Annotated in this window: 22 protein-coding genes and 2 pseudogenes; 11 read left to right on the top strand and 13 right to left on the bottom strand. The window is 72.5% G+C overall.

Going from position 1 to position 22,245, the window contains the following annotated elements:
- Positions 1 to 188: 188 nt before the first annotated feature.
- Complete coding sequence (locus N912_RS67010; RefSeq protein ID WP_425415297.1) at positions 189 to 1,115, bottom strand: ABC-F family ATP-binding cassette domain-containing protein; 927 nt, start codon at positions 1,113 to 1,115, stop codon at positions 189 to 191.
- A 123-nt stretch (positions 1,116 to 1,238) separates the two neighbouring features.
- A pseudogene (locus N912_RS67005) lies at positions 1,239 to 1,787 on the bottom strand (ATP-binding cassette domain-containing protein); the annotation flags it as partial.
- A gap of 172 nt (positions 1,788 to 1,959) precedes the next feature.
- Here N912_RS67005 and N912_RS0114765 point away from each other — a divergent pair.
- From N912_RS0114765 to N912_RS51940, 4 genes are all read left to right on the top strand, one after another.
- The gene (locus N912_RS0114765) at positions 1,960 to 2,748 is read left to right on the top strand and encodes an SDR family oxidoreductase (protein ID WP_028923043.1); all 789 of its coding nucleotides are present in this window, start codon (positions 1,960 to 1,962) and stop codon (positions 2,746 to 2,748) included.
- A gap of 21 nt (positions 2,749 to 2,769) precedes the next feature.
- Positions 2,770 to 3,930, top strand: coding sequence for a lycopene cyclase family protein (locus N912_RS0114760; RefSeq protein WP_028923042.1), 1,161 nt, complete (start codon positions 2,770 to 2,772; stop codon positions 3,928 to 3,930).
- Positions 3,931 to 3,980: 50 nt separating this feature from the next.
- Positions 3,981 to 4,430: a universal stress protein gene (locus N912_RS0114755; protein ID WP_028923041.1), complete on the top strand. Its 450-nt coding sequence runs from the start codon at positions 3,981 to 3,983 to the stop codon at positions 4,428 to 4,430.
- Between the two features lie 82 nt (positions 4,431 to 4,512).
- Positions 4,513 to 5,613 carry an adenylate/guanylate cyclase domain-containing protein gene (locus tag N912_RS51940; protein ID WP_064745253.1) on the top strand — a complete coding sequence of 367 codons (1,101 nt, stop codon included), beginning with the start codon at positions 4,513 to 4,515 and terminating at the stop codon, positions 5,611 to 5,613.
- On the opposite strand, the gene N912_RS51935 is transcribed toward N912_RS51940, so the two are convergent.
- From N912_RS51935 to N912_RS65710, 9 genes are all read right to left on the bottom strand, one after another.
- A complete protein-coding gene (locus tag N912_RS51935) occupies positions 5,582 to 5,860 on the bottom strand; it encodes a WhiB family transcriptional regulator (protein ID WP_051580308.1) in 279 nt (92 codons plus the stop codon). The genes N912_RS51940 and N912_RS51935 overlap by 32 nt on opposite strands.
- A gap of 408 nt (positions 5,861 to 6,268) precedes the next feature.
- Complete coding sequence (locus tag N912_RS0114740; RefSeq protein WP_028923040.1) at positions 6,269 to 6,652, bottom strand: metal-sulfur cluster assembly factor; 384 nt, start codon at positions 6,650 to 6,652, stop codon at positions 6,269 to 6,271.
- Positions 6,649 to 7,110, bottom strand: coding sequence for a Fe-S cluster assembly sulfur transfer protein SufU (gene sufU / locus N912_RS0114735; protein WP_028923039.1), 462 nt, complete (start codon positions 7,108 to 7,110; stop codon positions 6,649 to 6,651). The genes N912_RS0114740 and sufU overlap by 4 nt, the downstream gene beginning before the upstream one ends.
- Positions 7,111 to 7,113: 3 nt before the next feature.
- A complete protein-coding gene (locus N912_RS0114730; RefSeq protein ID WP_028923038.1) occupies positions 7,114 to 8,391 on the bottom strand; it encodes a cysteine desulfurase in 1,278 nt (425 codons plus the stop codon).
- Positions 8,392 to 8,407: 16 nt separating this feature from the next.
- Entirely contained in the window at positions 8,408 to 9,178 is a 771-nt protein-coding gene (gene sufC / locus N912_RS0114725) for a Fe-S cluster assembly ATPase SufC (RefSeq protein WP_028923037.1), read from the bottom strand.
- 40 nt (positions 9,179 to 9,218) lie between these two features.
- Positions 9,219 to 10,418: a Fe-S cluster assembly protein SufD gene (gene sufD / locus N912_RS0114720; protein WP_028923036.1), complete on the bottom strand. Its 1,200-nt coding sequence runs from the start codon at positions 10,416 to 10,418 to the stop codon at positions 9,219 to 9,221.
- Complete coding sequence (gene sufB, locus N912_RS0114715) at positions 10,415 to 11,863, bottom strand: Fe-S cluster assembly protein SufB (RefSeq protein WP_028923035.1); 1,449 nt, start codon at positions 11,861 to 11,863, stop codon at positions 10,415 to 10,417. Before sufB ends, sufD begins: the two co-directional genes overlap by 4 nt.
- The gene (locus tag N912_RS51930; RefSeq protein WP_211261269.1) at positions 11,847 to 12,623 is read right to left on the bottom strand and encodes a helix-turn-helix transcriptional regulator; all 777 of its coding nucleotides are present in this window, start codon (positions 12,621 to 12,623) and stop codon (positions 11,847 to 11,849) included. Before N912_RS51930 ends, sufB begins: the two co-directional genes overlap by 17 nt.
- Before the next feature lie 126 nt (positions 12,624 to 12,749).
- On the bottom strand, positions 12,750 to 13,271 hold the full coding sequence (locus N912_RS65710) for a hypothetical protein (protein WP_028923034.1): 522 nt from the start codon (positions 13,269 to 13,271) through the stop codon (positions 12,750 to 12,752).
- A 23-nt stretch (positions 13,272 to 13,294) separates the two neighbouring features.
- On the opposite strand from N912_RS65710, the pseudogene N912_RS67000 reads away from it, so the two are divergent.
- Positions 13,295 to 13,543: pseudogene (locus N912_RS67000) on the top strand (hypothetical protein); the annotation flags it as partial.
- Between the two features lie 49 nt (positions 13,544 to 13,592).
- On the top strand, positions 13,593 to 14,708 hold the full coding sequence (locus tag N912_RS51925; protein WP_051580184.1) for an MFS transporter: 1,116 nt from the start codon (positions 13,593 to 13,595) through the stop codon (positions 14,706 to 14,708).
- A gap of 10 nt (positions 14,709 to 14,718) precedes the next feature.
- Here the strand turns inward: N912_RS51925 and N912_RS0114695 are convergent, their stop codons facing one another.
- Positions 14,719 to 15,534 (bottom strand): MerR family transcriptional regulator, encoded by an 816-nt coding sequence (locus tag N912_RS0114695; RefSeq protein ID WP_028923033.1) that lies wholly within the window; start codon positions 15,532 to 15,534, stop codon positions 14,719 to 14,721.
- A gap of 109 nt (positions 15,535 to 15,643) precedes the next feature.
- Here N912_RS0114695 and N912_RS0114690 point away from each other — a divergent pair, with 109 nt between their 5' ends.
- Positions 15,644 to 16,288, top strand: a complete 645-nt coding sequence (locus tag N912_RS0114690) for an HAD family hydrolase (protein ID WP_028923032.1) — start codon at positions 15,644 to 15,646, stop codon at positions 16,286 to 16,288.
- A gap of 2 nt (positions 16,289 to 16,290) precedes the next feature.
- Here the strand turns inward: N912_RS0114690 and N912_RS0114685 are convergent, their stop codons facing one another.
- The gene (locus N912_RS0114685) at positions 16,291 to 17,565 is read right to left on the bottom strand and encodes an XRE family transcriptional regulator (protein ID WP_028923031.1); all 1,275 of its coding nucleotides are present in this window, start codon (positions 17,563 to 17,565) and stop codon (positions 16,291 to 16,293) included.
- Positions 17,566 to 18,281: 716 nt separating this feature from the next.
- On the opposite strand from N912_RS0114685, the gene mptB reads away from it, so the two are divergent.
- The 4 genes from mptB to N912_RS0114660 all read left to right on the top strand — a co-directional run bounded on the left by mptB (position 18,282) and on the right by N912_RS0114660 (position 22,230).
- The gene (mptB, locus tag N912_RS51920; protein WP_051580183.1) at positions 18,282 to 19,796 is read left to right on the top strand and encodes a polyprenol phosphomannose-dependent alpha 1,6 mannosyltransferase MptB; all 1,515 of its coding nucleotides are present in this window, start codon (positions 18,282 to 18,284) and stop codon (positions 19,794 to 19,796) included.
- 31 nt (positions 19,797 to 19,827) lie between these two features.
- Positions 19,828 to 20,784: an ABC transporter ATP-binding protein gene (locus tag N912_RS0114670; protein WP_028923030.1), complete on the top strand. Its 957-nt coding sequence runs from the start codon at positions 19,828 to 19,830 to the stop codon at positions 20,782 to 20,784.
- A 62-nt stretch (positions 20,785 to 20,846) separates the two neighbouring features.
- Complete coding sequence (locus tag N912_RS0114665; protein WP_084210941.1) at positions 20,847 to 21,563, top strand: ABC transporter permease; 717 nt, start codon at positions 20,847 to 20,849, stop codon at positions 21,561 to 21,563.
- Between the two features lie 121 nt (positions 21,564 to 21,684).
- Positions 21,685 to 22,230, top strand: coding sequence for a hypothetical protein (locus N912_RS0114660; protein WP_156993565.1), 546 nt, complete (start codon positions 21,685 to 21,687; stop codon positions 22,228 to 22,230).
- The last annotated feature ends 15 nt before the right edge of the window (positions 22,231 to 22,245 follow it).

Genomic DNA, 22,245 nt, shown 5'->3' with positions numbered 1-22,245 from the left:
GCGGTCGGCCCTCCTTCGCCGATGCGAGGATCTTTCCGACAGATCCCCTCCTGGCGACATGATGATCCACCGGACCCGATCAACGGAAGGTGATCCACACAGAGATCGGCGAACGGTTCGGCCGAATGGCTTTCGCGTCCGGGTGATCATTGCGCGCGTTCGGGTGATCAGGCCCAGATCGGGCCGGATCAGGCCAGCGTGACCAGGTCGAGGTACTCCTGCGACCAGTGGTCCTCGGTGCCGTCAGGGAGCAGGATCACCCGCTCCGGGTTGAGCGCGCGGGCGGCGCCCGGGTCGTGGGTCACCAGCACCACGGCGCCTTCGTAGCGGCGCAGCGCGTCCAGCACCTGCTCCCGGCTGACCGGGTCCAGGTTGTTGGTCGGCTCGTCGAGCAGCAGCACGTTGGCCGCCGAGCTGACCAGCCCGGCCAGCGCCAGCCTGGTCTTCTCCCCGCCGGACAGGGTGCCGGCCGGCTGGTCGAGCTGGTCACCGGAGAACAGGAACGCGCCGAGCAGGGTGCGCAGCCGCTGTTCGGGCGCGTCCGGGGCGGCGTGGCGCACGCACTCCCAGACGGTCGCGTCCAGGTCCAGGGTGTCGTGCTCCTGGGCGTAGTAGCCCAGCCGCAGGCCGTGCCCGGGCACCACCTGGCCGCTGTCCGCCTCCTCCTCGCCGGCGAGCAGGCGCAGCAGCGTGGTCTTGCCGGCGCCGTTGAGCCCGAGCACCACCACCCGGCTGCCCCGGTCCACCGCGAGGTCCACCCCGGCGAAGACCTCCAGCGAGCCGTACGACTTGGCCAGCCCCTCGGCGGTCAGCGGGGTGCGCCCGCAGGCCGCCGGCTCCGGGAATCGGATCTTCGCGACCTTGTCGTTCTGCCTGGTCGGCTCCAGGTTGGCGAGCAGCGTGTCGGCCCGGCGGGCCATGTTCTTGGCGGCCACCGCCTTGGTCGCCTTGGCGCCCATCTTGGCCGCCTGCAGGTGCAGCGCGGCGGCCTTCTTCTCCGCGTTGGCCCGCTCGCGGCGGCGGCGCTTCTCGTCGGTGGCGCGGGCGTCCAGGTAGCGCTGCCAGCCCATGTTGTAGCCGTCGATCTCGCTGCGGGTGGCGTCCAGGAACCACACCTTGTTCACCACGGCGGCCAGCAGCTCGGTGTCGTGGCTGATCACCACCAGGCCGCCCTCGTGGCGCTGCAGGAAGCTGCGCAGCCAGGTGATCGAGTCGGCGTCGAGGTGGTTGGTCGGCTCGTCGAGCAGCAGCGTGGTGGCCGAGCGGCCGCCGGAGCCGGCGTCGCTGGCCGCGTACAGGATGCGGGCCAGCTCCACCCGACGGCGCTGGCCGCCGGAGAGCGTGGACAGGGTCTGCTCCAGCACCCGGTCGGGCAGGCCGAGGTGGCTGCAGATCCGGGCCGCCTCGCTCTCCGAGGCATACCCGCCGAGCGCGGCGAACCGCTCCTCGATCCGCCCGTACTCGCGCACCGCGCGGTCCCGCTCCGGGCCGTCCACCAGCTCGGCCATCGCGGACTGCGCCTTCTCCATCTCGCGCAGCAGCTGGTCGAGGCCGCGCGCGGAGAGCACCCGGTCCTTGGCGGTGACGGTGAGGTCGCCCTCGCGCGGGTCCTGCGGCAGGTAGCCGACGGGGCTGGACGCGGTGGCCGCGCCGCCGTACGGCTGGCCCTCGCCGGCCAGCACGCGCATCGTGGTGGTCTTGCCGGCGCCGTTGCGCCCGACCAGCCCGATCCGGTCACCCGGGGCGACGCGCAGGGTCGCGCCGGCGACCAGGGTGCGCGCGCCAGCACGCAGCTCGAGATCGGTTGCGGTAATCATCCGGGTTGAAACTCCCCTACAGGTCGCGGACATGGCTACACGGCCCGCCCGCCGTAGCGGGTGGGCATCCCGGCCTCTTAGCTCGTCCGGACCACGCCCTCCAGTGTAAGGGAACCCCGCACGCCATTTAGGCTCGGAGTCCATGACCGCGATCACGCCACCCCCTGACCTGACCGGCCGCGTCGCGCTGGTCACCGGCGGCAGCCAGGGCATCGGCTACGCCATCGCCGCCGAGCTGCTCTCCCGAGGCGCCTCGGTGACGATCACCGCCCGCAAGGCCGAGCCGCTCGCCGCGTCGGCGGCCGCGCTGGCCGAGACCGTGCCGGACGGGGCGGCCCGGGTGCTCGGCCTGCCCGGCCACGCCGGCGACGCGGCGTCGCGGGAGGAGACGGTGGCCACCACCGTGCGGCGCTTCGGCAGCCTGGACATCCTGGTGAACAACGCGGGGGTGAACCCGGTCTACGGCCCGCTGATGGAGGCCGACCTGGACGCGGTGCGCAAGGTGTTCGACATCAACGTGGTGGCCGGGCTGGGCTACCTGCAGCAGGCCCACAAGGCGTGGATGGGCGAGCACGGCGGCGCGGTGGTGAACCTGGCCTCGGTGGCCGGGTTCCGCTCCACCGGCCTGATCGCGGCGTACGGGGCGGCCAAGGCGGCGATCATCCGGCTGACCGAGGAGCTGGCCTGGCAGCTCGGGCCGGGCATCCGGGTCAACGCGGTGGCCCCGGCCGTGGTCAAGACCAAGTTCGCCACCGCGCTGTACGAGGGCCGCGAGCGGCAGCTGGCCGACACCTACCCGATGAAGCGCCTCGGCACCCCGGAGGACGTGGCCCGGCTGGTCGGGTTCCTGGTCTCGGACGCGGCGTCCTGGATCACCGGGGAGACCGTCCGGGTGGACGGCGGCGTGCTGTCCACCGGCACCGCCGGCTGACCTCGGCACCGGGCGCCGACCGTGCTGGACGTGCTGGTGGTCGGCGGTGGGCCGGCGGGGCGGGCGGTGGCGGCCGCGTGCGGCGCGCGCGGGCTGCGCACCCGCCTGCTCGACCCGGCGCCGGAGCGGCCCTGGCGCGCCACCTACGGGGCCTGGCTGGACGAGCTGCCGGTCGGGCTGGCGCGGTCGGTGGTCGCGGCGAGCGTGCCGGGCCGGGCGGTCGCGCGCACCTCGCATCGACTGCACCGGGACTACGCCGTGCTCGACGTGCCCGCACTGCGCCGCCACCTGGACGAACGACTGGAGGCCGGCGGCGTCGAGGTCGAGCGCGGGCGGGTACGGCCGGGTGCGCTGCCGCCGGCCGGGGTGGTGATCGACGCCGGCGGCCCGGCGCAACCGCTGGCCGGACCGCGGTCGAGGCGTCCGCACGCCCAGCAGGCGGCCGTCGGGATCGTGGTGCCGGCCGAGGTCGCCGCGCCGGTGCTCGCCGAGGGCGAGGCGCTGTTCATGGACTGGCGCCAGGTGCCCGGCCGGGGGTCGCCGACGTTCCTGTACGCGGTGCCGCTCGGCGCCGGGCGGGTGCTGCTGGAGGAGACCTCGCTGGCGCGGCGCCCCGGGCTGGACTTCGCCACCCTGGCCGCCCGGCTGTCCGCGCGCCTGGCCGCCCACCGCATCACACCGCCCGCCGATGCGGAGCGCGAGCTGGTCCGTTTCCCGCTGGACCTGCCGCGCCACCGGGCGCCCGGGGTGCTCGGCTTCGGCGCCGCCGCCCCGCTCACCCACCCGGCGACCGGCTACCAGCTCGCCGCCGCCCTCCAGCTGGCCCCCTCGGTGGCCCTCGCCATCGCCGACGGGCTGGCTCACGGCCCGGACGCCGCGCTGGCCGGGGCACGGGCGGTGGTCTGGCCGCCCGCCGCGCGCGCCGTGCACCTGCTGCGCCGGCGCGGCCTGGAGGCCCTGCTGCGGCTGCCCGCCGAGTCGCTGCCGGCGTTCTTCGAGGGCTTCTTCGCGCTGCCGGCGCGCCACCACCGCGCCTACCTGAGCGGGCGGACGGACCCGGCAGGGACCGCCGCGGCCATGGCCGGGTTGTTCCACACCACCGGCTGGCCGCTGAGGCTTCGCCTGATGGGGTCAGCGCTGCTGGTCAGCGGGCTCCCGCGTCCACCACATGGAGCAGTGTGAGGTAGCGTCCGGCGGCACAGCGTCTTACTGCGAAGACGGAGGGCTTCCCCATGGGCTCCTACCAGAAGGTCGTCGTCGGCACCGACGGCTCGGACACCTCGTTCCGGGCGGTGGACCGCGCCGGCGCGCTGGCCGGCGACAGCGGGGCCGAGCTGGTCATCGTGTGCGCGTACGAGCCCGCCAGCCGGGAAGAGGTGGACGCGGCCGCGGACACCCTCAAGGACGAGGCATACCAGGTCGTCGGCTCGGCGCCGGCGGAGACCACGCTGCGGGACGCGGCGGCCAGGGCCCGGTCCGCCGGGGCCACCAAGATCGACACCCTGGCCCTGGAGGGCAACCCCGTCGACGTGCTCGGCCACGCCGTCAGCGAGCGCGAGGCCGACCTGCTGGTGGTCGGCAACGTCGGGCTGAACACCCTCAGCGGGCGGATCCTGGGCTCGGTGCCGCAGAGCGTGGCCCGCCGGTCCGGGGTGGATGTGCTCATCGTGCACACCACATGAGCGCGACCCGCACCGAGTGAAGAGCAACCACCCGGAGAGCGCTCATCCAGCCCCGCCGGCGAGTGAGGCGAAGAACAGAGCTTTGTCCTCCCCCGACGGGGGTTGGCTGGGCGGGATAGCCCGGCTGTTCGGCATCGGGGGCCGCGCCGAGGACCGGGACGAGCTGTACCGGCGGGTGGAAGAGCTGATCCTGGGTGGGCCGCGGCGGTACACCCGGACCCAGCTGATCGCGGACACGGGCATGTCCCGCGAGCTGGCGGCGCGGCTGTGGCGCTCGCTCGGCTTCGCCGACGTCGACGACGACGCCGTGGTGTTCACCGACGGCGACCGGGAGGCGGTGCGGCAGCTGGACCGGCTGCGCGCGGCCGGCCTGGTGCCCGCCGACGTCGAGGAGGCGGTCAGCCGGTCCATCGGGCAGGCGATGGCCGGGCTCGCCGACTGGCAGATCGAGATGCTCTACCAGCGGGTGAGCGGCGGGAACGGTGGCGACGGGCCGGATCCGCGGCGGGTGATGGGCGTCGCGAAGCGGGTGCTGCCGCTGCTCGAGGAGACGCAGACCTACGTGTGGCGCCGGCACCTGGCCGCCGCGGCGGGGCGGCTGCTCGCCTCGGACCCCGACGAGTCGCAGACCCGGGAGCTGACCGTCGGGTTCGCGGACATCGTCGGGTTCACCAGGGCCACCCGCCGGCTGCGTCCCGCCGAGCTCACCGAGCTGATCGAGGACTTCCAGGGGATCACGGCCGAGGTGGTCGCCACCGGGCACGGCCGGGTGGTCAAGACCGTCGGCGACGAGGTGCTGTTCGTCGCCGACCGGCCCGAGGGCGGCGCGGAGATCGCGCTGCACCTGCTGCGGCGGCTCACCGAGTCGGACACGCTGCCGGACGTGCGCATCGGGCTGGCCGTCGGGCCGGTGGTGACCCTGTTCGGCGACGTCTACGGCGAGGCCGTCAACATCGCCGCGCGGCTGACCGCCCACGCCCGGCCCGGCACTGCACTGGTGGATCGAAACCTGGCCGAGGCGCTCGGCGAGGATGCCCGGTTCCAGCTACGGACCCGCCGGCCGCTGGCGGTGCGCGGCTACCGGAACCTGCACGCCTGGGCGCTCGCCCCCGCCGCCCCAGGCACCGGCGCCCCGCCTCGCCGGCGGCGGCTCAGGCGACAGTCGGCTCCTGGAACGGCTTGACCTTGGCCGGGCGGCCCCGACCCCGCTTGAACGGGACCACCCGGCCGCGCTCGAAGATCTCGCCGCCCCATACCCCCCATGGTTCGCGGCGATCGAGCGCCCCGGCCAGGCACTGCTGACGGATCGGGCACTCCCGGCACAGCGCCTGCGCCCGGCCGAGCTGGTCGGGCCGCTCGGCGAACCAGAGGTCCGCGTCATCGGTGCGGCACGGCAACTGGACATCGGCGGCCGGTGCGGCGGCGAGCAACGCACCGAGATCCGGCGTCCATCCGTACCGCGAGTCGTTCGCGGTGCCACCTCCGCCTTCTAGCGGGACCTTCGCGACGAACACTGCATTACCCCCTCAACGACTGAGCGATACCGCCGCTCAGTCATTGAGCCTGCCGCGCGAGCGCGACGGAGTCGTCCCTCTCACGGACCGATCCATCTCCTTCTTATGGTGGATGTCGGTCCAGCCGGAAGAACGAGGTGTGGTCGTGACCTGCGGGTTCTCGATGGGCCGGCAGGTCGTACCGCCGAGAGTTGCTACCGAAGTAGTACTTCTGGCGTGCTCGGACGGTACCAGCGTAGGGGGCGCGTGCTCCACGTCATATAAGTGCGCTTCGGCGCAGATCGCAACTTGAATCGCCGCGACCTGCACCGATGGTGTGATAACTCAGACGGTGAAGCCGAGCGCGCGCAGCTGCTCGCGGCCGTCCTCGGTAATCTTGTCGGGACCCCACGGCGGCATCCAGACCCAGTTGATCTTGACGTCCTCGACAAGGCCGCCGCCGGGCGAGCTGACCAGCGCGGCCCTGGTCTGGTCCTCGATCACGTCGGTGAGCGGGCAGGCCGCCGAGGTCAGCGTCATGTCCAGGACGGCGACCCGGTCCTCCACCCGGATGTCGTAGACCAGCCCGAGGTCGACCACGTTGATGCCCAGCTCGGGGTCGACGACGTCGCGCATCGCCTCTTCGAGGTCGTCCAGGCTCGGGGTGTCCGCCCGGGGGGCCGGCGGTTCGGGCATGCCAGCCGCGCCGCGCGTGATGTCTGCGGTCATTGCTTTGCTCCGTTCGCTTCTGGGCTGTCGGTGACCCGCACCACCGCGTCCTTGAACGCCATCCAGCCGAGCAGCGCGCACTTCACCCGGGCCGGGTACTTGGCGACCCCGGCGAACGCCACGCCGTCGCCCAGCACGTCCTCGTCCGGCTCCACCTCGCCCCGACTCTGCACCATCTCCTGGAACGCGTCCAGGATGCGCAGGGATTCCTCGACGCTGCGCCCGACCACCAGGTCGGTGAGCACGGACGTGGCCGCCTGGCTGATCGAGCAGCCCAGCGCGTCGTACGACACGTCGGCCACGGTGGCGTCGGAGATCACGACGCGCAGCGTGACCTCGTCCCCGCAGGTGGGGTTGACCTGGAAGGACTCCGCGTCGAACGGCTCCCGCAGCCCGGCGCCGTGCGGGTTGCGATAGTGGTCCAGGATGATCTCCTGGTACATCTGGTCAAGTCTCACCGGTCACGCCGTCCCGAAGAACTTCTGGGCCGCCCGCACGCCCTGGACCAGCGCGTCCACCTCGTCCAGCGTGTTGTACACGGCGAACGTGGCGCGCACGGTCGCGGCCACCTGGAAGCGGCGGTGCAGCGGCCACGCGCAGTGGTGGCCGACCCGGACCGCGACGCCCCTGTCGTCGAGCACCTGGCCGACGTCGTGGGCGTGGATGCCGTCCACGACGAACGACACCGCGCCGCCGCGCTCCGCCAGGTCCGTGGGCCCGATGATGCGCACCCCGTCGATGGCGCCGAGGCCGGTCAGGGCCGCGGCGGTCAGCTCGCGCTCGTGCTCGGCGACCGCCTCCATGCCGATCCCGCTCAGGTAGTCCACGGCGGCGGCCAGGCCGACCGCCTGCGAGGTCATCGGCACGCCGGCCTCGAACCGCTGCGGCGGCGGCGCGTACGTGGTGCCCTCCATCCGGACCAGCTCGATCATCGAGCCGCCGGACAGGAACGGCGGCATCGCGGCCAGCAGCTCCTCGCGCCCGTAGAGCACCCCGACGCCGGACGGGCCGAGCATCTTGTGCCCGGAGAACACCGCGAAGTCCACGCCGAGCGCGGCCAGGTTGACCGGGGCGTGCGGCACCGACTGGGCGGCGTCCAGCAACACCAGCGCGCCCACCGCGTGCGCCCGCCGGACCAGTTCCTCGACCGGGTTGACGGTGCCCACCACGTTGGACTGGTGCACGAACGCCACCAGCTTGGTGCGCTCGGTGATCGGGTCGGAGTCCAGGTCGAGCCGGCCGTCGGGCGTCACACCGAACCAGCGCAGGGTGGCCCCGGTGCGCCGGCACAGCTCCTGCCAGGGCACCAGGTTCGAGTGGTGCTCCATCTCGGTGATGACGATCTCGTCGCCGGGGCCGAGGGCGAACCGCTCGGCGGCCGGCTCGGAAGCGGGCGCGGCGGCGTTGCTCATCGCGTAGGCGACCAGGTTGACGCCCTCGGTGGCGTTCTTGGTGAACACCACCTCGCCGGGCTCGGCGCCGACGAACGCGGCGATGCGCGCCCTGGCCGACTCGTAGGCGTCGGTGGCCTCCTCGGAGAGCTGGTGCGAGCCCCGGTGCGGCGGCCCGTTGTGCTGCTCCAGGAAGGCCCGCTCGGCGTCGAGCACCTGGCGCGGGCGCTGCGAGGTGGCCCCGGAGTCCAGGTACACCAGCGGGCGGTCCTCGCGCACGGTGCGGGACAGCACGGCGAAGTCCGCGCGCAGCTTGGCGACATCGAGCGCGGTGAGTGGTGCCACCATGACGCCTCCTCCTCGTTTACCGGGCGGCCGAGGGCGTGCCGGTGTAGCGGACGTAGCCGTCGGCTTCCAGCTCGTCGGCCAGCTCGGCGCCGCCGGAGGCCGCGATCCGCCCGCCGGCGAACACGTGCACCACGTCGGGGTGGATGTGCCGCAGGATCCGGCTGTAGTGCGTGATCAGCAGGACGCCGACCTCGCCGCTCTCCCGGTAGCGGTTGACGCCCTCGGAGACGACCCGCAGCGCGTCCACGTCCAGCCCGGAGTCGGTCTCGTCGAGCACCGCGATCTTCGGCTGGAGCAGCGACAGCTGCAGCACCTCGTGGCGCTTCTTCTCCCCACCGGAGAAGCCCTCGTTCACGCTGCGCTCGGCGAACGCCGGGTCGATCTCCAGGTCGGCGTAGGCCTGCTTGACCTCCTTGACCCAGGTCCGCAGCTTGGGCGACTCGCCCCGGATGGCGGTGGCCGCGCTGCGCAGGAAGTTCGACATCGACACGCCGGGCACCTCGACCGGGTACTGCATGGCCAGGAACAGCCCGGCGCGGGCGCGCTCGTCCACGCTCATCGCCAGCACGTCCTCGCCGTCCAGCAGCACCTGGCCGGAGGTGACCTCGTACTTGGGGTGGCCGGCGATCGCGTAGGCCAGCGTGGACTTGCCGGACCCGTTCGGGCCCATGATCGCGTGCGTCTCGCCGGACCGGACGGTCAGGTCGACGCCGCGCAGGATCTCCTTCGCGCCGTCGTCGCCGGTGGCCACGTCGACGTGTAGGTCCTTGATCTCCAGGGTGGACATGTGTGTGCGTGCTCCAAAGTGTGTGGTGGGAACGTGCTCGTCAGTGCTCGATCGCGGCCAGCTCGGCCTCGACGGCGGCCTCCAGCCGTTCCCGTACCTCCGGCACCGAGATCCGGTTGATGATCTCGTTGAAGAACCCGCGCACCACCAGCCGGCGCGCGATCGCCTCCGGGATGCCCCGGGAGCGCAGGTAGAACAGCTGCTCGTCGTCGAACCGGCCGGTGGCGCTGGCGTGCCCGGCGCCGGCGATCTCGCCGGTCTCGATCTCCAGGTTCGGCACCGAGTCGGCGCGGGCGCCCTCGGTGAGCAGCAGGTTGCGGTTCAGCTCGAAGGTCTCGGTGCCCTCGGCCGCCGCCCTGATCAGCACGTCACCGATCCAGACGGTGTGCGCGTCGTCCCCCTGCAGCGCGGACTTGTAGATCACGTTCGACCGGCAGTGCGGAACCGCGTGGTCGACCAGCAGCCGGTGCTCCAGGTGCTGGCCGGTGTCGGCGAAGCTCAGCCCGGCCAGCTCGGCGTCTCCACCGGGGCCGGCGAAGCGCACCGTCGGGCTGATCCGCACCAGGTCGCCGCCCAGGCTCACGGTGTTCACCCGCAGCGTGGCGTCCCGGCCGACCAGCAGGTGCTGGGCGCCCACGTGCACGCCGTCGTCGGCCCAGTCGTCGATCACCACCAGGGTCAGCCTGGCCGCGTCGGCGAGCACCACCTCCAGGTTGTCGGCCAGCGCGCCGGAGCCCGCGTAGTCGAGCACCACCACCGCCTCGGTGTGCGTGGTGACCCTGATCTGAAGGTGGGCCAGCGCGGCCTGCTCGACGCCGGGGCCGGTCACCGTGATCGGCACCGGCTCGGTCACGCCGTCCAGCGTGACCACCGTGGCCTTCGGCGCCCCCGACCAGGCCAGCGCCGCGACCCGGTCGGCCGGCGTGCCGGCCTCGCCAATGCGCGGGTCCGCGGCAGGGTCGGCGGCGGCCACCGTCTCCACCGTCACGCCCTCACCGGGGCCGACGGTGATCTCGGCGGTGCCGTCCAGCTTCGCGGTGTCTGGGTCGACGCTGTGCAACCCGCGCAGCCGGCGCATCGGGGTGAACCGCCAGTTCTCCTCGCGCCCGCCGGGAACCTCGAACGCATCCACGTCGTAGGAGGTGAACCGCTCCCCCGCGCTCGCGACGGGGACCTCGCCGGAGCCTTCCTTCGCGCCGGACAACTCCGGCGCCAACCCCGCAACTTCCGGAGCCGTCATCCGACAGAACCCTCCATCTGCAGCTCGATCAGCCTGTTCAGCTCCAGCGCGTACTCCATGGGCAGCTCGCGGGCGATCGGCTCGACGAACCCGCGCACCACCATGGCCATCGCCTCGTCCTCGGTGAGGCCCCGGCTCATCAGGTAGAAGAGCTGGTCCTCGCTGACCTTGGACACGGTGGCCTCGTGGCCCATGGTCACGTCGTCGGTGCGGATGTCGTTGTACGGGTAGGTGTCGCTGCGGCTGATGGTGTCCACCAGCAGCGCGTCGCACTTGACCGTCGAGCGCGAGTGCTTCGCCCTCGGGTTCACCCGGATCAGGCCCCGGTACGAGGTGCGCCCGCCGCCCCTGGCCACGGACTTGGAGATGATCGTGGAGCTGGTGTTCGGCGCCAGGTGCGTCATCTTGGCGCCGGCGTCCTGGTGCTGGCCCTCGCCGGCGAACGCGATCGAGAGCACCTCACCCTTGGCGTGCTCGCCCATCAGCATCACGCCCGGGTACTTCATGGTGACCTTGGAGCCGATGTTGCCGTCGACCCACTCCATGGTCGCGCCCTCTTCGGCCTTGGCCCGCTTGGTGACCAGGTTGTAGACGTTGTTCGACCAGTTCTGGATGGTGGTGTAGCGGCAGCGGCCGCCCTTCTTCACCACGATCTCGACCACCGCGGAGTGCAGCGAGTCCGAGGAGTAGATCGGCGCGGTGCAGCCCTCGACGTAGTGCACGTAGGCGCCCTCGTCGACGATGATCAGCGTCCGCTCGAACTGGCCCATGTTCTCGGTGTTGATCCGGAAGTAGGCCTGCAGCGGGATCTCCACGTGCACGCCCGGCGGCACGTAGATGAACGACCCGCCGGACCAGACGGCCCCGTTGAGCGCGGAGAACTTGTTGTCCCCGTGCGGGATGACCGAGCCGAAGTACTTCTCGAACAGCTCCGGGTGCTCGCGCAGCCCGGTGTCGGTGTCCAGGAAGATGACGCCCTGTTCCTCGAGGTCCTCACGGATCTTGTGGTAGACGACCTCTGACTCGTACTGGGCGGCGACGCCGGCGACCAGCCGGGCCTTCTCCGCCTCCGGGATGCCCAGCTTGTCGTAGGTGTTCTTGATGTCGTCCGGCAGGTCCTCCCACGAGCTGGCCTGCTTCTCGGTGGACCGGACGAAGTACTTGATGTTGTCGAAGTCGATGCCGGACAGGTCCGCGCCCCAGTGGGGCATGGGCTTGCGGTCGAACAGCCGCAGCGCCTTGAGACGGCTCTCGAGCATCCACTCCGGTTCGTTCTTCTTGGCCGAGATGTCCGCGACGACCTCGGCCGACAGGCCGCGGCGGGCGCTCGCGCCGGCCTCGTCGGAGTCCGCCCAGCCGAACGCGTACTTGCCCAGGGAGGCGATCGTCTCCTCCTGGGTCAGTGGCTCGGCCGGCGTGGCTGTCCGCTCAGGAGCGGTAGTCATACGCGCTGCCTCCCTTTCGGGATGTTGTGGTGGGTGTGATCCGCTCGGGCCCCGCCGGCTCGCCCTTCCTGGCGAAACCGTCGACGACCCCGAGCGGGACGTGGGTGGTGCACGCGGCGTCCCCGCGCGCGATGGTGGCCAGCCGCTGCACGTGGGTGCCGAGCAGCTCGGCGAACGCCATCGTCTCCGCCTCGCACAGCTCCGGGAACTGGGCGGCGACGTGCGCGACCGGGCAGTGGTGCTGGCACAACTGCTGTCCGCTGCCGGTGCTCTGGGTGCCGGCGGCGTAGCCCTGGGCGGTCAGCGTGGCGGCCAGCGCGGCGGCGCGTCCGGCCACGGTGGCCCGCGAGGTGATGCTGGCCCGCTCGCCGGCGACCAGCTCGGCGGCGCGCCGCTCGGCGAACGAGCGCACGGCCGAGCGCCCGGACGTCTCGGCCAGGTACCGCAGCGCGGCCACCGCCAGGTCGTCGTAGCCGTGGCCGAACCGCACCCGACCGGCCTCGGTGAGCAGGAACAGCCGGGCAGGACGCCCCCGGCCCCTGCGGCCGCGCCTGGGCGCCTCGCGGGTGGTCGCCTCGCCGTGCGCGATCAGCGCGTCCAGGTGCCGGCGCACGGCCGGCGCGCTCAGCTCCAGCTCGGCGGCCACGTCGACGGCCGTGATCGGGCCGCGTTCGAGCAGCAGCCTGGCCACCGCGACCCGGGTACCGCCGTCGGTCCCCGCTCCCCGGGCGCCCTCGGCGGGCGTCGGGGACGGCACCAGGACATCGCGGACCTCACGCGCCGGCCCCTCGGCCTCGCGTGGTGGCGCCCCGGTGGTTTTCACAACACCAGTGTTGCCTATTTCCCGGCGCACGTCCAAGCCGGACCCTCCGAGGGGTGACCGGCCTCACTCCCTGACCCGGGTTGCGCGCATTCTCAGCTGGCGGGTCCAGGCCGACGACGCCTCGGTCGAGCGCTCGCCCGTCCAGGTGAAGGAGTCCGGGGTGATGTCGGTGAACCGCCAGCGCAGCGCGGGCTGTTCCTCGTCGCTGACCAGCTCGATGTCCGGGCCGACCGGGCGGCCGATGAAGCGGCGGACCCGGTTGTTCGGCGGGTCGATCCAGGTCGAACGCCAGGCGCCGAGGGTGGCGTCGTAGAACCGGACCGTGGTCCCGAAGAAGCCCGGTGCGGTGCCTTCCGCGGGGTCGTCGGGTCCGGGCACGGCCCACACGTCCTGGACCGCGCGACCGCCGAGGACCCAGCCGAACCGGAGCACGCCGGACATCGGCGGGCGCCCGGCGGGAATGTCGAAGCTGCACTCCAGCCGCCACGCGCCGGCGAACCGGCCGAACAGGTGCAGGTCGGAGGCCAGCTCGGGGCGGGGTTCCGCGCTGTGCAGGAGTCCGGGCAGTCCGTCTCGGTCACGCATGGTGTTCTCCTTTGCGTCTTCGCGTGGCGCCCAGGCTTGACCCTCCTCCACGGGGAGGGTCCACACCTGGAGGCCATGGCGGGACGGTGGTGGGCGCTGCCGGTGCTGATGTCCGGCACCGCGCTGCTGGTGCTGGACTCTTCGCGGTCGCGGTGGCCCTGCCGGCCATCCAGGCCGACCTGCACGCCGGGTCGGCGGAGCTGGAGTGGGTGGTCGCGGGGTATGGCGCGAGCTTCACGGTGCTGTTGATCACTGCCGGGCGGGTCGCGGACCAGGTCGGGCGGCGCAGGGTGTTCATGGTCGGGGTGGCGGTGTTCGCCGGTGGCCTCGGCGGGGTGCGGGCTCGCGCCCGGTGCGGCGGTGCTGATCGCGTCCCGGGTCGTGCAGGGGGTGGGCGCCGCGCTGGTCAGCCCGACCGTGCTGGCGATCGTGGGGGTGCTCTACACCGGCGCCGCCCGGGCTCGGGCGATCGGCGTCTACGGGGCCGTGATGGGGGTGGCGGCGGCCGGGGGCCAGCTGGTGGGCGGGGCGCTGGTCGACCTCGACATCGCCGGGCTGGGCTGGCGAGCCATCTTCCTGGTCAACCTCCCGGTCACCGCCTCGGCCCTGGTGCTGGCCCGCCGGCTGGTCCCGGAGTCGCGCGCCGCCGAGCGGGTCAGGGCGCTCGATCCGGTGGGCATGGGCCTGCTGTGCCTCACGCTACTGGCGGTGGCGCTGCCGTTGATCCAGGGTCCCGCCGAGGGGTGGCCGGCCTGGACGTGGGTGAGCCTGGCCGCCGCCCCGGCGGCCGGCGCGGCGTTCGTCGCCCAGCAGCGCGCGGCGCGAGATCGTGACCCGCTGTGCGACCCGGTGCTGGTGCGCAACCGGGCGCTGGGCACCGGCCTGGCCGTGCAGTTCGCCTTCTGGTGCTGTCAGGCGCCGTTCTACCTGGTACTGGCGCTGTACCTGCAGTGTGGCCTGGGTCTGTCCCCGACCGCGACCGGCGCGGTGTTCGCCGTGCAGGCCCTGGCCTACCTGGTGGTCTCGCTGCGCGCGCCCGCGCTGACCCGCCGCCGGGGCCGGGTGGTGATCACCGTCGGCGCGCTGGTGCTGGCCGCCGGGTTCGCCGCGCTGGCGGCCTGCGCCAGGGGGCCGGTCGAGGCGCTGTTCGTGCCGCTGGTGCTGGTGGGGGTCGGGATCGGGCTGTGCCTCACCCCGCTGACCATGACCGTCCTGGCGCATGCCGGCCCCCGACGGTCCGGGGTGGTCTCCGGGGCGCTGTCCACCATGCAGCAGGCCGGCAACACCGTCGGCCTGGCGGTCACCGGGGCCATCTTCTTCCACGCCGCGCCCGCCGGGTACGACAGGGCGTTCGCGCTGGCGATGGTGGAACTAGCCTGCCTGCTGGCGGGGGTCGCGGCCGCGAGCCGGCTGCTGCCCGACCGCCCCGCGCCGTGACCGCCTTCGCTCACCCGTGGCCGGTGCGGAACACCGGCCAGCACACCTCGGTGCGATGCCGCTGCTCGACCTCGGTGTCGTCGGCGCCGACCAGGTAGTGCTCCCGGATCGGACCCTCCACCCCGATCGCCCGCTCGGCGACGAACGTGCCCAGCGCCCCGTACGTGCGGTCCACGTCCGAGGCCGGACCGCTGTGCACCGTCACCGCCAGCTCGGCGGCCGGCAGCTCTCCCGTCTCGACCCGCCCGCTCGCACGTACCGGGTCGGTGACGGGAACGAACGCGGTCACCCGGCCGGCGTCGGACTGGAAGAAGTCGGCGAAGTACAGCGCCCCGTCCGTTCCGGCCCGCCGCGAGTTCGGGACCGCCGCGCGCAGCTCGTCGCGCGCCGCGAGCAGCCAGGCGCCCGAGTCCGCCATGCCGACCCGCCCCTCGATGGCGAGCACCCGGACGCTCGGCACCGACCGGTACTCGACCTCGATCGGCACCGACGGCCGCTCCAGCAGCACTCGCAGCGAGGCGACGGTGCCGCGCAGCTCGTCGAGCTGCCGCTCCATCCGCCGCAGGTGCTCGGCGATCGCGGCGTTGCGGGCGTCCAGGTCGGGCGCGGCCAGCACCTCCCCCACCGCGTCCAGCGGCATGCCCAGGTCCCGCAGCCGCCGGATCACCTGCGCGGTGGCGACCTGCGAGGGCCGGTAGAGCCGGTATCCGCTGTGCCGGTCCACCTCGGCGGGCTCCAGCAGGCCGATCTTGTGATAGTGCCGCAGCGCCTTCACGCTCAGGTACGTCATGCGGGAGAAGTCGCCGATCGTCAGCAGCACGCTCACGGCGGCGATCGTCGACCCTCCCCTTACCGGACTGTCAAGCCGCCGCCCATGGAGGGCTGCGGGCGTGTCCTGGCTCGGCCGTCGAGCTTCGGTGACGTAGAAGTGGGGCATGGTGCGCGCCGTCGTGTTCGACGTGGGTGAAACGCTGCTGGACGACTCGCGCGAGTGGGGAGCCTGGGCGGACTGGATCAGTGTCCCTCGACACACGTTCTCGGCCGTGCTCGGTGCCGTCACCGTGATGGGCCGGGACAACGCCGAGACGTTCCAGTACTTCCGCCCCGGCTTCGACCTGACCCGCGAGCGCCGGCGGCGGGAGGAAGCCGGCCGCGGTGAGCACATCGACGAGACTGATCTCTACCCCGACGTCCGATCCGGTTTGGCGGCGCTACGGGCCGGTGGCCTGTGGGTGGGCATCGCCGGCAACCAGACGGCCCGAGCAGCACGGCTGCTGCGAGCCCTGGAGCTGCCCGTGGATTTCATCGGCACGTCCGGCGAGTGGGGTGTGTCCAAGCCAGACCCGGGCTTCTTCGAACGGGTCATCGGCGCCGCGCCCGGCCGGGCGGAGGAGATCGTGTACGTCGGCGACCATCTCCACAATGATGTGCTGCCCGCGAAGGCGGCGGGCCTGCGGGCGGCCATCATCCGGCGAGGACCATGGGGGTACCTGTGGTCCGATGACCCGGTCACCCGAGAGAACGCGGACTGGGTGATCGACTCTCTTACGCAGCTGCCCGATCTGCTGCTTCGTGCGTAACGTCAGCGCACACCAGCCCAGGTTGCGATCTCCAGCAGCCGGTCATCGGTAGACCGAGAGGTGCGCAGCAGGGTGGACAGCGTGTCGTGGACCTGCGGGTGTCCACGGACGTGCAGCGGCGCGATAGCCCGGGCGTCGTGCAGGCAGAGGAGCACATCCTCGTGGTGATCGAGTCGGAGTTGTGCGCGGGCGAGGTCGATGTAGTAGTGCGAGCGCCGTTCTGCCGGGAGATGCTCGGGCGGGTGCCAGGCTGCCGCCCGCTCGACGGCCGCCGGACTGTCGCCCAGTTCGACGGCCACCGCGAGTTCATGGACACGGACCGACGAGGGGCCGAAGGCGGTACCGAAATAGACGTCCTCGGGCACCAGGTGAGCGGCGCGGCGGGCCTCATCGAGGTGCGCCCGTGCGGTATCGGGCTTGCCGGCGCGCCCCGCAACGACCGCAGCACGCATGTGCAGCGCGCCATACGCCGCCGCAGCGGCCGCCCCGGCCCCTGGGCCGGACGGCAGCTCATCCGCTGCGGCGTTCAGAAGCCGGGAGGCCACGGCGAGGTCACCTGTGGCGAAGAAGGTCTCGGTACGTACGTATGAGACCGCGGCGAGCAGGTACGGATCTTCGGCTGCGATGGCCGAGGTCCGCATCAGGTCAATGATCCGGGCGGACAGATCCATGTATCCGTACTTGTAGGCGACACCATCAGCGGCCCGGAAGGCGAGGGTGAGCAGCGCGGCGGCCTGGCGCGCGTCGTGACCAACGCTCGTCTGGGCGGCCCTTGCGAGTTCGGAGATCAAACTGGGCAACCGCCAGGCCAGCACGGCGTAACGGGCCTCGAGCCGGTGATCGATCATTCTCGCGACCTCACCGACCAGCTCGCGGTTCGAGCGGGTGAGCCCGTCGTCAGGCAGGTCAATGCTGTCGAGCGCCCGCCGCAGCCGCGGAATGGCCGCATGCACGGCATCGTCGCCGGCGGGCTCGTCCGTTTGATCATGACCGTGGCGCTGGTCGGCACGCTGTGAAGCGGGCAAGGCAGCGGATTGCGCCCGCGACTCGATCGCGTCCAAGTCCAGGTCCAAGACGCGTTCGAGGACCGGTCCCCACACGTAGCCGGGACGCCGTTCCCCCAGTTCCCATCGGGCCACGTACTTCGCGGTCGTAACCAACCCGCTGGCGCGGTTGAGCTCGTTGGCCAGCCGCGATCGCGTCCACTTTCGGGACTCTCGCGCCTTCCTGATCTTTGCGCCAACAGCCCTGTCAGCCCGCGCTTTCATCGCGTCCACGACGGTTCCGTCTTCCCGCTAGGAGTGGATCACTGGGGTAAGTATGGGGCAGCCCGGGGGTGACGTCGGGGGTATCTGTCAAGATCCCTGGACGGTGCACTAAATCACCGTGACACCATCCGACATCGTGCCGTGGTGGCAGGTGACCGCCGCGCTCGCCATCACCGTCCTGATCAGCGGCCTCGGGACATTCGGCGTTCTCTGGGTACTCCGCCATATGACCGAGCGCGCGGCCCGGCGGGAGCGTGCTCGGCGGGGCTTGAGTACCCGGTGAGCGGCGCCCCGCGTCCCTACGTATGGCTGACCTGCGCCGACGACCTACACACCCATGCGGTGTGGATAGAGGCAATCGCGGCGGCCACCGAGCCTGGCCCGGTCGGACTACCGGCCATCGGTTGTCACCGGATCATGCTCCGAACGAGCGTCCTCGCCGGCCCTTCCGGTCCACGGTGCCCGACATGCCTGGCCGCCATCCCGTCCGGCGCCGAGGACCGTACCGCGGAGGCGTCGCCGCTGACCTTGATCCGGGAGCTGATACCGCACCTGCTCGCACCTGAACCACACAGCGAATGCCTGTGCTCGGGACGCGAGCGAGCCAATCGATATGCCCGACGACCAGCCACACCGGCGCCGTGACTGACCAGGCCGGCACAGCGCACGTCGCCGGCACCACCCGATCAGGGAGCGCGGCCGGGTCTGCCATACGATTTCCCACCATGGCGGCGCCCGAGCTGAGCACCTCACACGAAGCGGCGCCACCGCGCGAGCAGGCCCCGACCAGGCCGAACCACCACCCCAGCGCGCGCGCCGTGCGCCGGTTCGGCATGACCGGCTCGCTGCTCATGGCCGTCGGCTCGCTGGGCGCGGGCGCGCTGCCGGTGCCCAATCCGGCGTTCGGGCTGCGGCTGCTGGGGCTGCCCTCGCGCAACGCCACGGTGTCCATCGCGATCACCTACGCCGGCATGGCGATGGTGGTGCTCGGCTGGCTGTGGCTGGGCCGGATGCTCAAGCGCGACCAGAACGGCGGCACCCCGCTGGCCCACGGCTACATCACCCGGACCATGGGGCTGTGGGCGTTGCCGCTGTTCGTGGCGCCGCCGCTGTTCAGCAAGGACGTCTACAGCTACCTGGCACAGAGCGCGATCGCGGCCAGGGGGCTGGATCCCTACCAGCTCGGGCCGGCCGACGCGCTGGGCGTGGACGACCCGCTGACCCGCAGCATCCCCACCATCTGGCGCTCGACCGCCGCGCCGTACGGCCCGCTGTTCCTCTACCTCGGTCGCGGCATCACCGCGCTGACCGGGAACGACGTGGTGCTCGGCATCTTCGCGCACCGGCTGCTGGCGCTCGCCGGGCTGGCCCTGATCTGGTGGGCGCTGCCCCGGCTGGCCAAGCGGCTCGACCTGGACCCCAGGTCCGCGCTCTGGCTCGGCGTCGCCAACCCGCTGGTGCTGTTCCACCTGTTCAGCGGGGTGCACAACGAGGCGCTGATGCTCGGGCTGATGCTGGCCGGGCTGGAGATCGGGATGGCCCGATCGTGGGTGCTCGGCACCGTGCTGATCACCCTGGCGGCCGGGATCAAGGTGCCGGCCGAGCTGGCGCTTGGCTTCCTCGGCATGTGGGTGGCCAGGGAACGCGGCGGCGGGTTCCGCGAGGTGGCCAAGGTCGGGCTGGCCATGGCGGGGATCACCATCCCGGTCACGGCGGCGGTGGCGTTCGGCACCGGGCTGGGCTTCGGCTGGGTGTACACGCTGGACATCCCCACGCTGATCCGCAGCTGGGTGGCGGTGAGCACCGACCTGGGCCTGCTGGGCGGGCAGCTGGGCATCCTGGCCGGGCTCGGCGACCACACCGACCAGGTGCTCGCGCTGACCCACGCGCTCGGCGGCGTCCTCGCCGGGGTGATCTGTGTCTGGCTGCTGTTCGGGACGCTGCGCGGGCGGATCGACCCGATCACCGGCGTGGGGTGCGGGCTGGGCGCCGTGGTGCTGCTGAGCCCCACGGTGCACCCGTGGTACCTGCTCTGGGCGGCGATCCCGCTGGCCGCCTCCACCGCGCGGATCCGCTACCGGCGCCTCGCGGTGGCCGGCTCCGCGATCGTGGCGCTGCTGGTCCCGCCCACCGGGTCGGACTTCGCCTTCCGCGCCTTCCAGCTGCCGATGGCCCTCATCGCCGGAGCGGTGATCTTCTTCGTCCCGCTGTACCTGATCCGGCACCGCATCCCGCGCTGACCTTCTTCGACGATACGTAGAATCTGGAGCCGTGAGTCCCCCCACGCCGTCATTCCCCGAGGCAGCGCTGTGCGCGCAGGGCCTGGTCAAGCACTACGGCCCGGCGGCTGGCGGGGTGCGCGCCGTGGACGGGCTGGACCTGGTGCTGGCGCCCGCGTCGGTGCTCACCCTGCTCGGGCCCAACGGCGCCGGCAAGACCACCACCGTGGAGATCTGCGAGGGCTTCCTGCGGCCGGACGCCGGCGAGGTCAGCGTCCTCGGGCTGGACCCGGTGGCCGACGGCGAGCGGCTGCGCGCCCGGATCGGCGTGATGCCGCAGGGCGGCGGCGCCTACCCGGGGGTGCGCGCCGGCGAGATGCTGCGGCTGATCGCGGCCTGCTCGGCCCGGCCGCTGCCGGTGGGCTGGCTGCTCGACGTGCTCGGGCTCACCTCGTGCGCGCGCATCCCGTTCAAGCGCCTGTCCGGCGGGCAGCGCCAGCGGCTCGCGCTGGCCTGCGCGGTGGTCGGGCGGCCCGAGCTGGTGTTCCTGGACGAGCCGACCGCCGGCATGGACCCGCAGAGCCGCCGGCTGGTCTGGGAGCTGATCGCGGCGCTGCGCCGGGACGGGGTGGCGGTGCTGCTCACCACACACCTGATGGACGAGGCGGAGGCGCTCGCCGACCAGGTCGTGATCATCGACAACGGCAAGGTGGTGGCCAGGGGCACCCCGAACCAGCTGACCGCGCGCAGCGGCGAGCAGCAGCTGCGCTTCCGCGCCCGGCCCGGCATGGACCTGGACGCGCTGGCCAGGGCGCTGCCGTCCGGGTACCAGGCCGAGGAGCCGATGGCCGGCAGCTACCTGGTGCGCGGGCAGATGAACCCCAAGGTGCTCTCCGCGGTCACCTCGTGGTGCGCCGACCAGGGCGTGCTGGCCGACGAGGTGCGGGTGGCCCGGCGCAGCCTGGAGGACGTCTTCCTGGACCTCACCGGACGGGAGCTGCGCTCGTGACCACCACCCGTTTCCCGGAGGGCACGTTCCAGCCCGCACCCGGTCGCGGCCGGCTGGGCCGGATGCTCGCCGCCCAGTCCGGCGTGGAGCTGCGGCTGGCGCTGCGCCACGGCGAGCAGGTGCTGCTCACGCTGTTGATCCCGCTGGCCCTGCTGGTCGGGCTGACCATGCTGAACGTGGTCCCGCTGCCGGAGCCCCGGGTGGCCATGGTCACGCCGGGCGTGCTGGCGCTCGCGGTGCTGTCCACCGCGTTCACCGGGCAGGCCATCGCGCTGGGCTTCGACCGGCGCTACGGGGTGATCCGCCGGCTGGCCGCGACGGCGCTGCCCCGCTGGCTGCTGGTGGCCGGGCGGCTGGTCGCGGTGCTCGGGGTGGTCGCCGTGCAGATGGTGGTGCTCGGCTCGGTGGCGCTCGCGCTGGGCTGGCGGCCGGCGGTGAGCGGGCTGGGCTGGGCGCTGCTGATGGTGCTGCTCGGCTGCGCCGCCTTCGGCGGGCTGGGGCTGCTGCTGGGCGGCACGCTGCGCGCCGAGATCGTGCTGGCGGTGGCGAACGTGGTCTGGTTCGTGCTGCTGCTCGGCGGCGGGATCGTGCTGCCGGTGGACCAGCTGCCGGGGCCGATCGGCGCGGTGGCCGCGCTGCTGCCGTCCGGCGCGCTGGCCGAGGGGCTGCGCACCGCCCTGGTCGACGGCGGCTCGCCGGGGCTGCACCGGATCCTGGTGCTCGTCGGCTGGGCCGTCGCATCGGGCCTGGTGGCCGCGCGCGCCGTTCGGCTGCGCTGACCCCGGCCAGGGACACCCCTTCGTGCGCGGTACCCCACTGAGTGCGACCTCTCAGTAGCTCTCAGTAACGGCGCTGCTACCCTTCCGCCGCTGCAAGCTACGCAATACAGGAGGGGATTTCGTGAGTTCAAGGCGTTTACTGATCGGAACCGCAACCGCCGCCGCGGCGGCCGCCCTGGCCGCGGTGTTCAGCGTCGCGGGCCCGGCCCAGCCGGCGCTCGCCGTCGAGACCGCGCCGGCCGCCCCCGCCGGCGGCCTGTCGACGCTGCAGGAGTTCAAGACCCCGGGCGGCGGCTGGTTCTACACGCTCAACGGCACCGAGGCCACCAACGCCACCGCGAAGTTCAAGTTCACCAAGTCGGCCGACCTCGGCAAGCTGTACGCGAGCCAGCAGCCCGGCACCGTCGCCATCCACCGGCTGAAGGCCAAGAGCCCGCAGCCGTCGTACATGCTGTCCATCTCGCCCAGCGAGATCAGCAGCCCCAACTTCACCGACGAGGGCGTCCTCGGCTACGCCGACAGCGCGCAGAAGCCCGGCGCCGTGCACCTCACGCGGTTCAGCAACCACGGCAAGTGGCGTGCGCTGCCGGAGCGGCCGACCGAGGTGAACAACATGAAGGCCGCCGGCTACACGGTGGACGGCCAGCTCGGCTGGATCCAGCCCTGAGCTGACGCCGGAACC

This window comes from Actinospineispora acaciae DSM 45401, from assembly GCF_000620785.1.
GTDB lineage: Bacteria > Actinomycetota > Actinomycetes > Mycobacteriales > Pseudonocardiaceae > Pseudonocardia > Pseudonocardia acaciae.
This window is presented reverse-complemented; position numbering and strand designations above follow the sequence as displayed.

Bases quoted from the DNA above. Each gene is read 5' to 3' on its own strand.
- N912_RS0114690 (WP_028923032.1), top strand. From the start codon at position 15,644: ATGGTGCGCGCCGTCGTGTTCGACGTGGGTGAAACGCTGCTGGACGAC.
- sufB (WP_028923035.1), bottom strand. From the start codon at position 11,863: ATGACTACCGCTCCTGAGCGGACAGCCACGCCGGCCGAGCCACTGACC.
- N912_RS0114765 (WP_028923043.1), top strand. From the start codon at position 1,960: ATGACCGCGATCACGCCACCCCCTGACCTGACCGGCCGCGTCGCGCTG.
- N912_RS0114665 (WP_084210941.1), top strand. From the start codon at position 20,847: ATGCTCGCCGCCCAGTCCGGCGTGGAGCTGCGGCTGGCGCTGCGCCAC.
- N912_RS65710 (WP_028923034.1), bottom strand. From the start codon at position 13,271: ATGCGTGACCGAGACGGACTGCCCGGACTCCTGCACAGCGCGGAACCC.
- sufC (WP_028923037.1), bottom strand. From the start codon at position 9,178: ATGTCCACCCTGGAGATCAAGGACCTACACGTCGACGTGGCCACCGGC.
- N912_RS0114730 (WP_028923038.1), bottom strand. From the start codon at position 8,391: ATGGTGGCACCACTCACCGCGCTCGATGTCGCCAAGCTGCGCGCGGAC.
- sufD (WP_028923036.1), bottom strand. From the start codon at position 10,418: ATGACGGCTCCGGAAGTTGCGGGGTTGGCGCCGGAGTTGTCCGGCGCG.
- N912_RS0114755 (WP_028923041.1), top strand. From the start codon at position 3,981: ATGGGCTCCTACCAGAAGGTCGTCGTCGGCACCGACGGCTCGGACACC.
- mptB (WP_051580183.1), top strand. From the start codon at position 18,282: ATGGCGGCGCCCGAGCTGAGCACCTCACACGAAGCGGCGCCACCGCGC.
- N912_RS0114740 (WP_028923040.1), bottom strand. From the start codon at position 6,652: ATGACCGCAGACATCACGCGCGGCGCGGCTGGCATGCCCGAACCGCCG.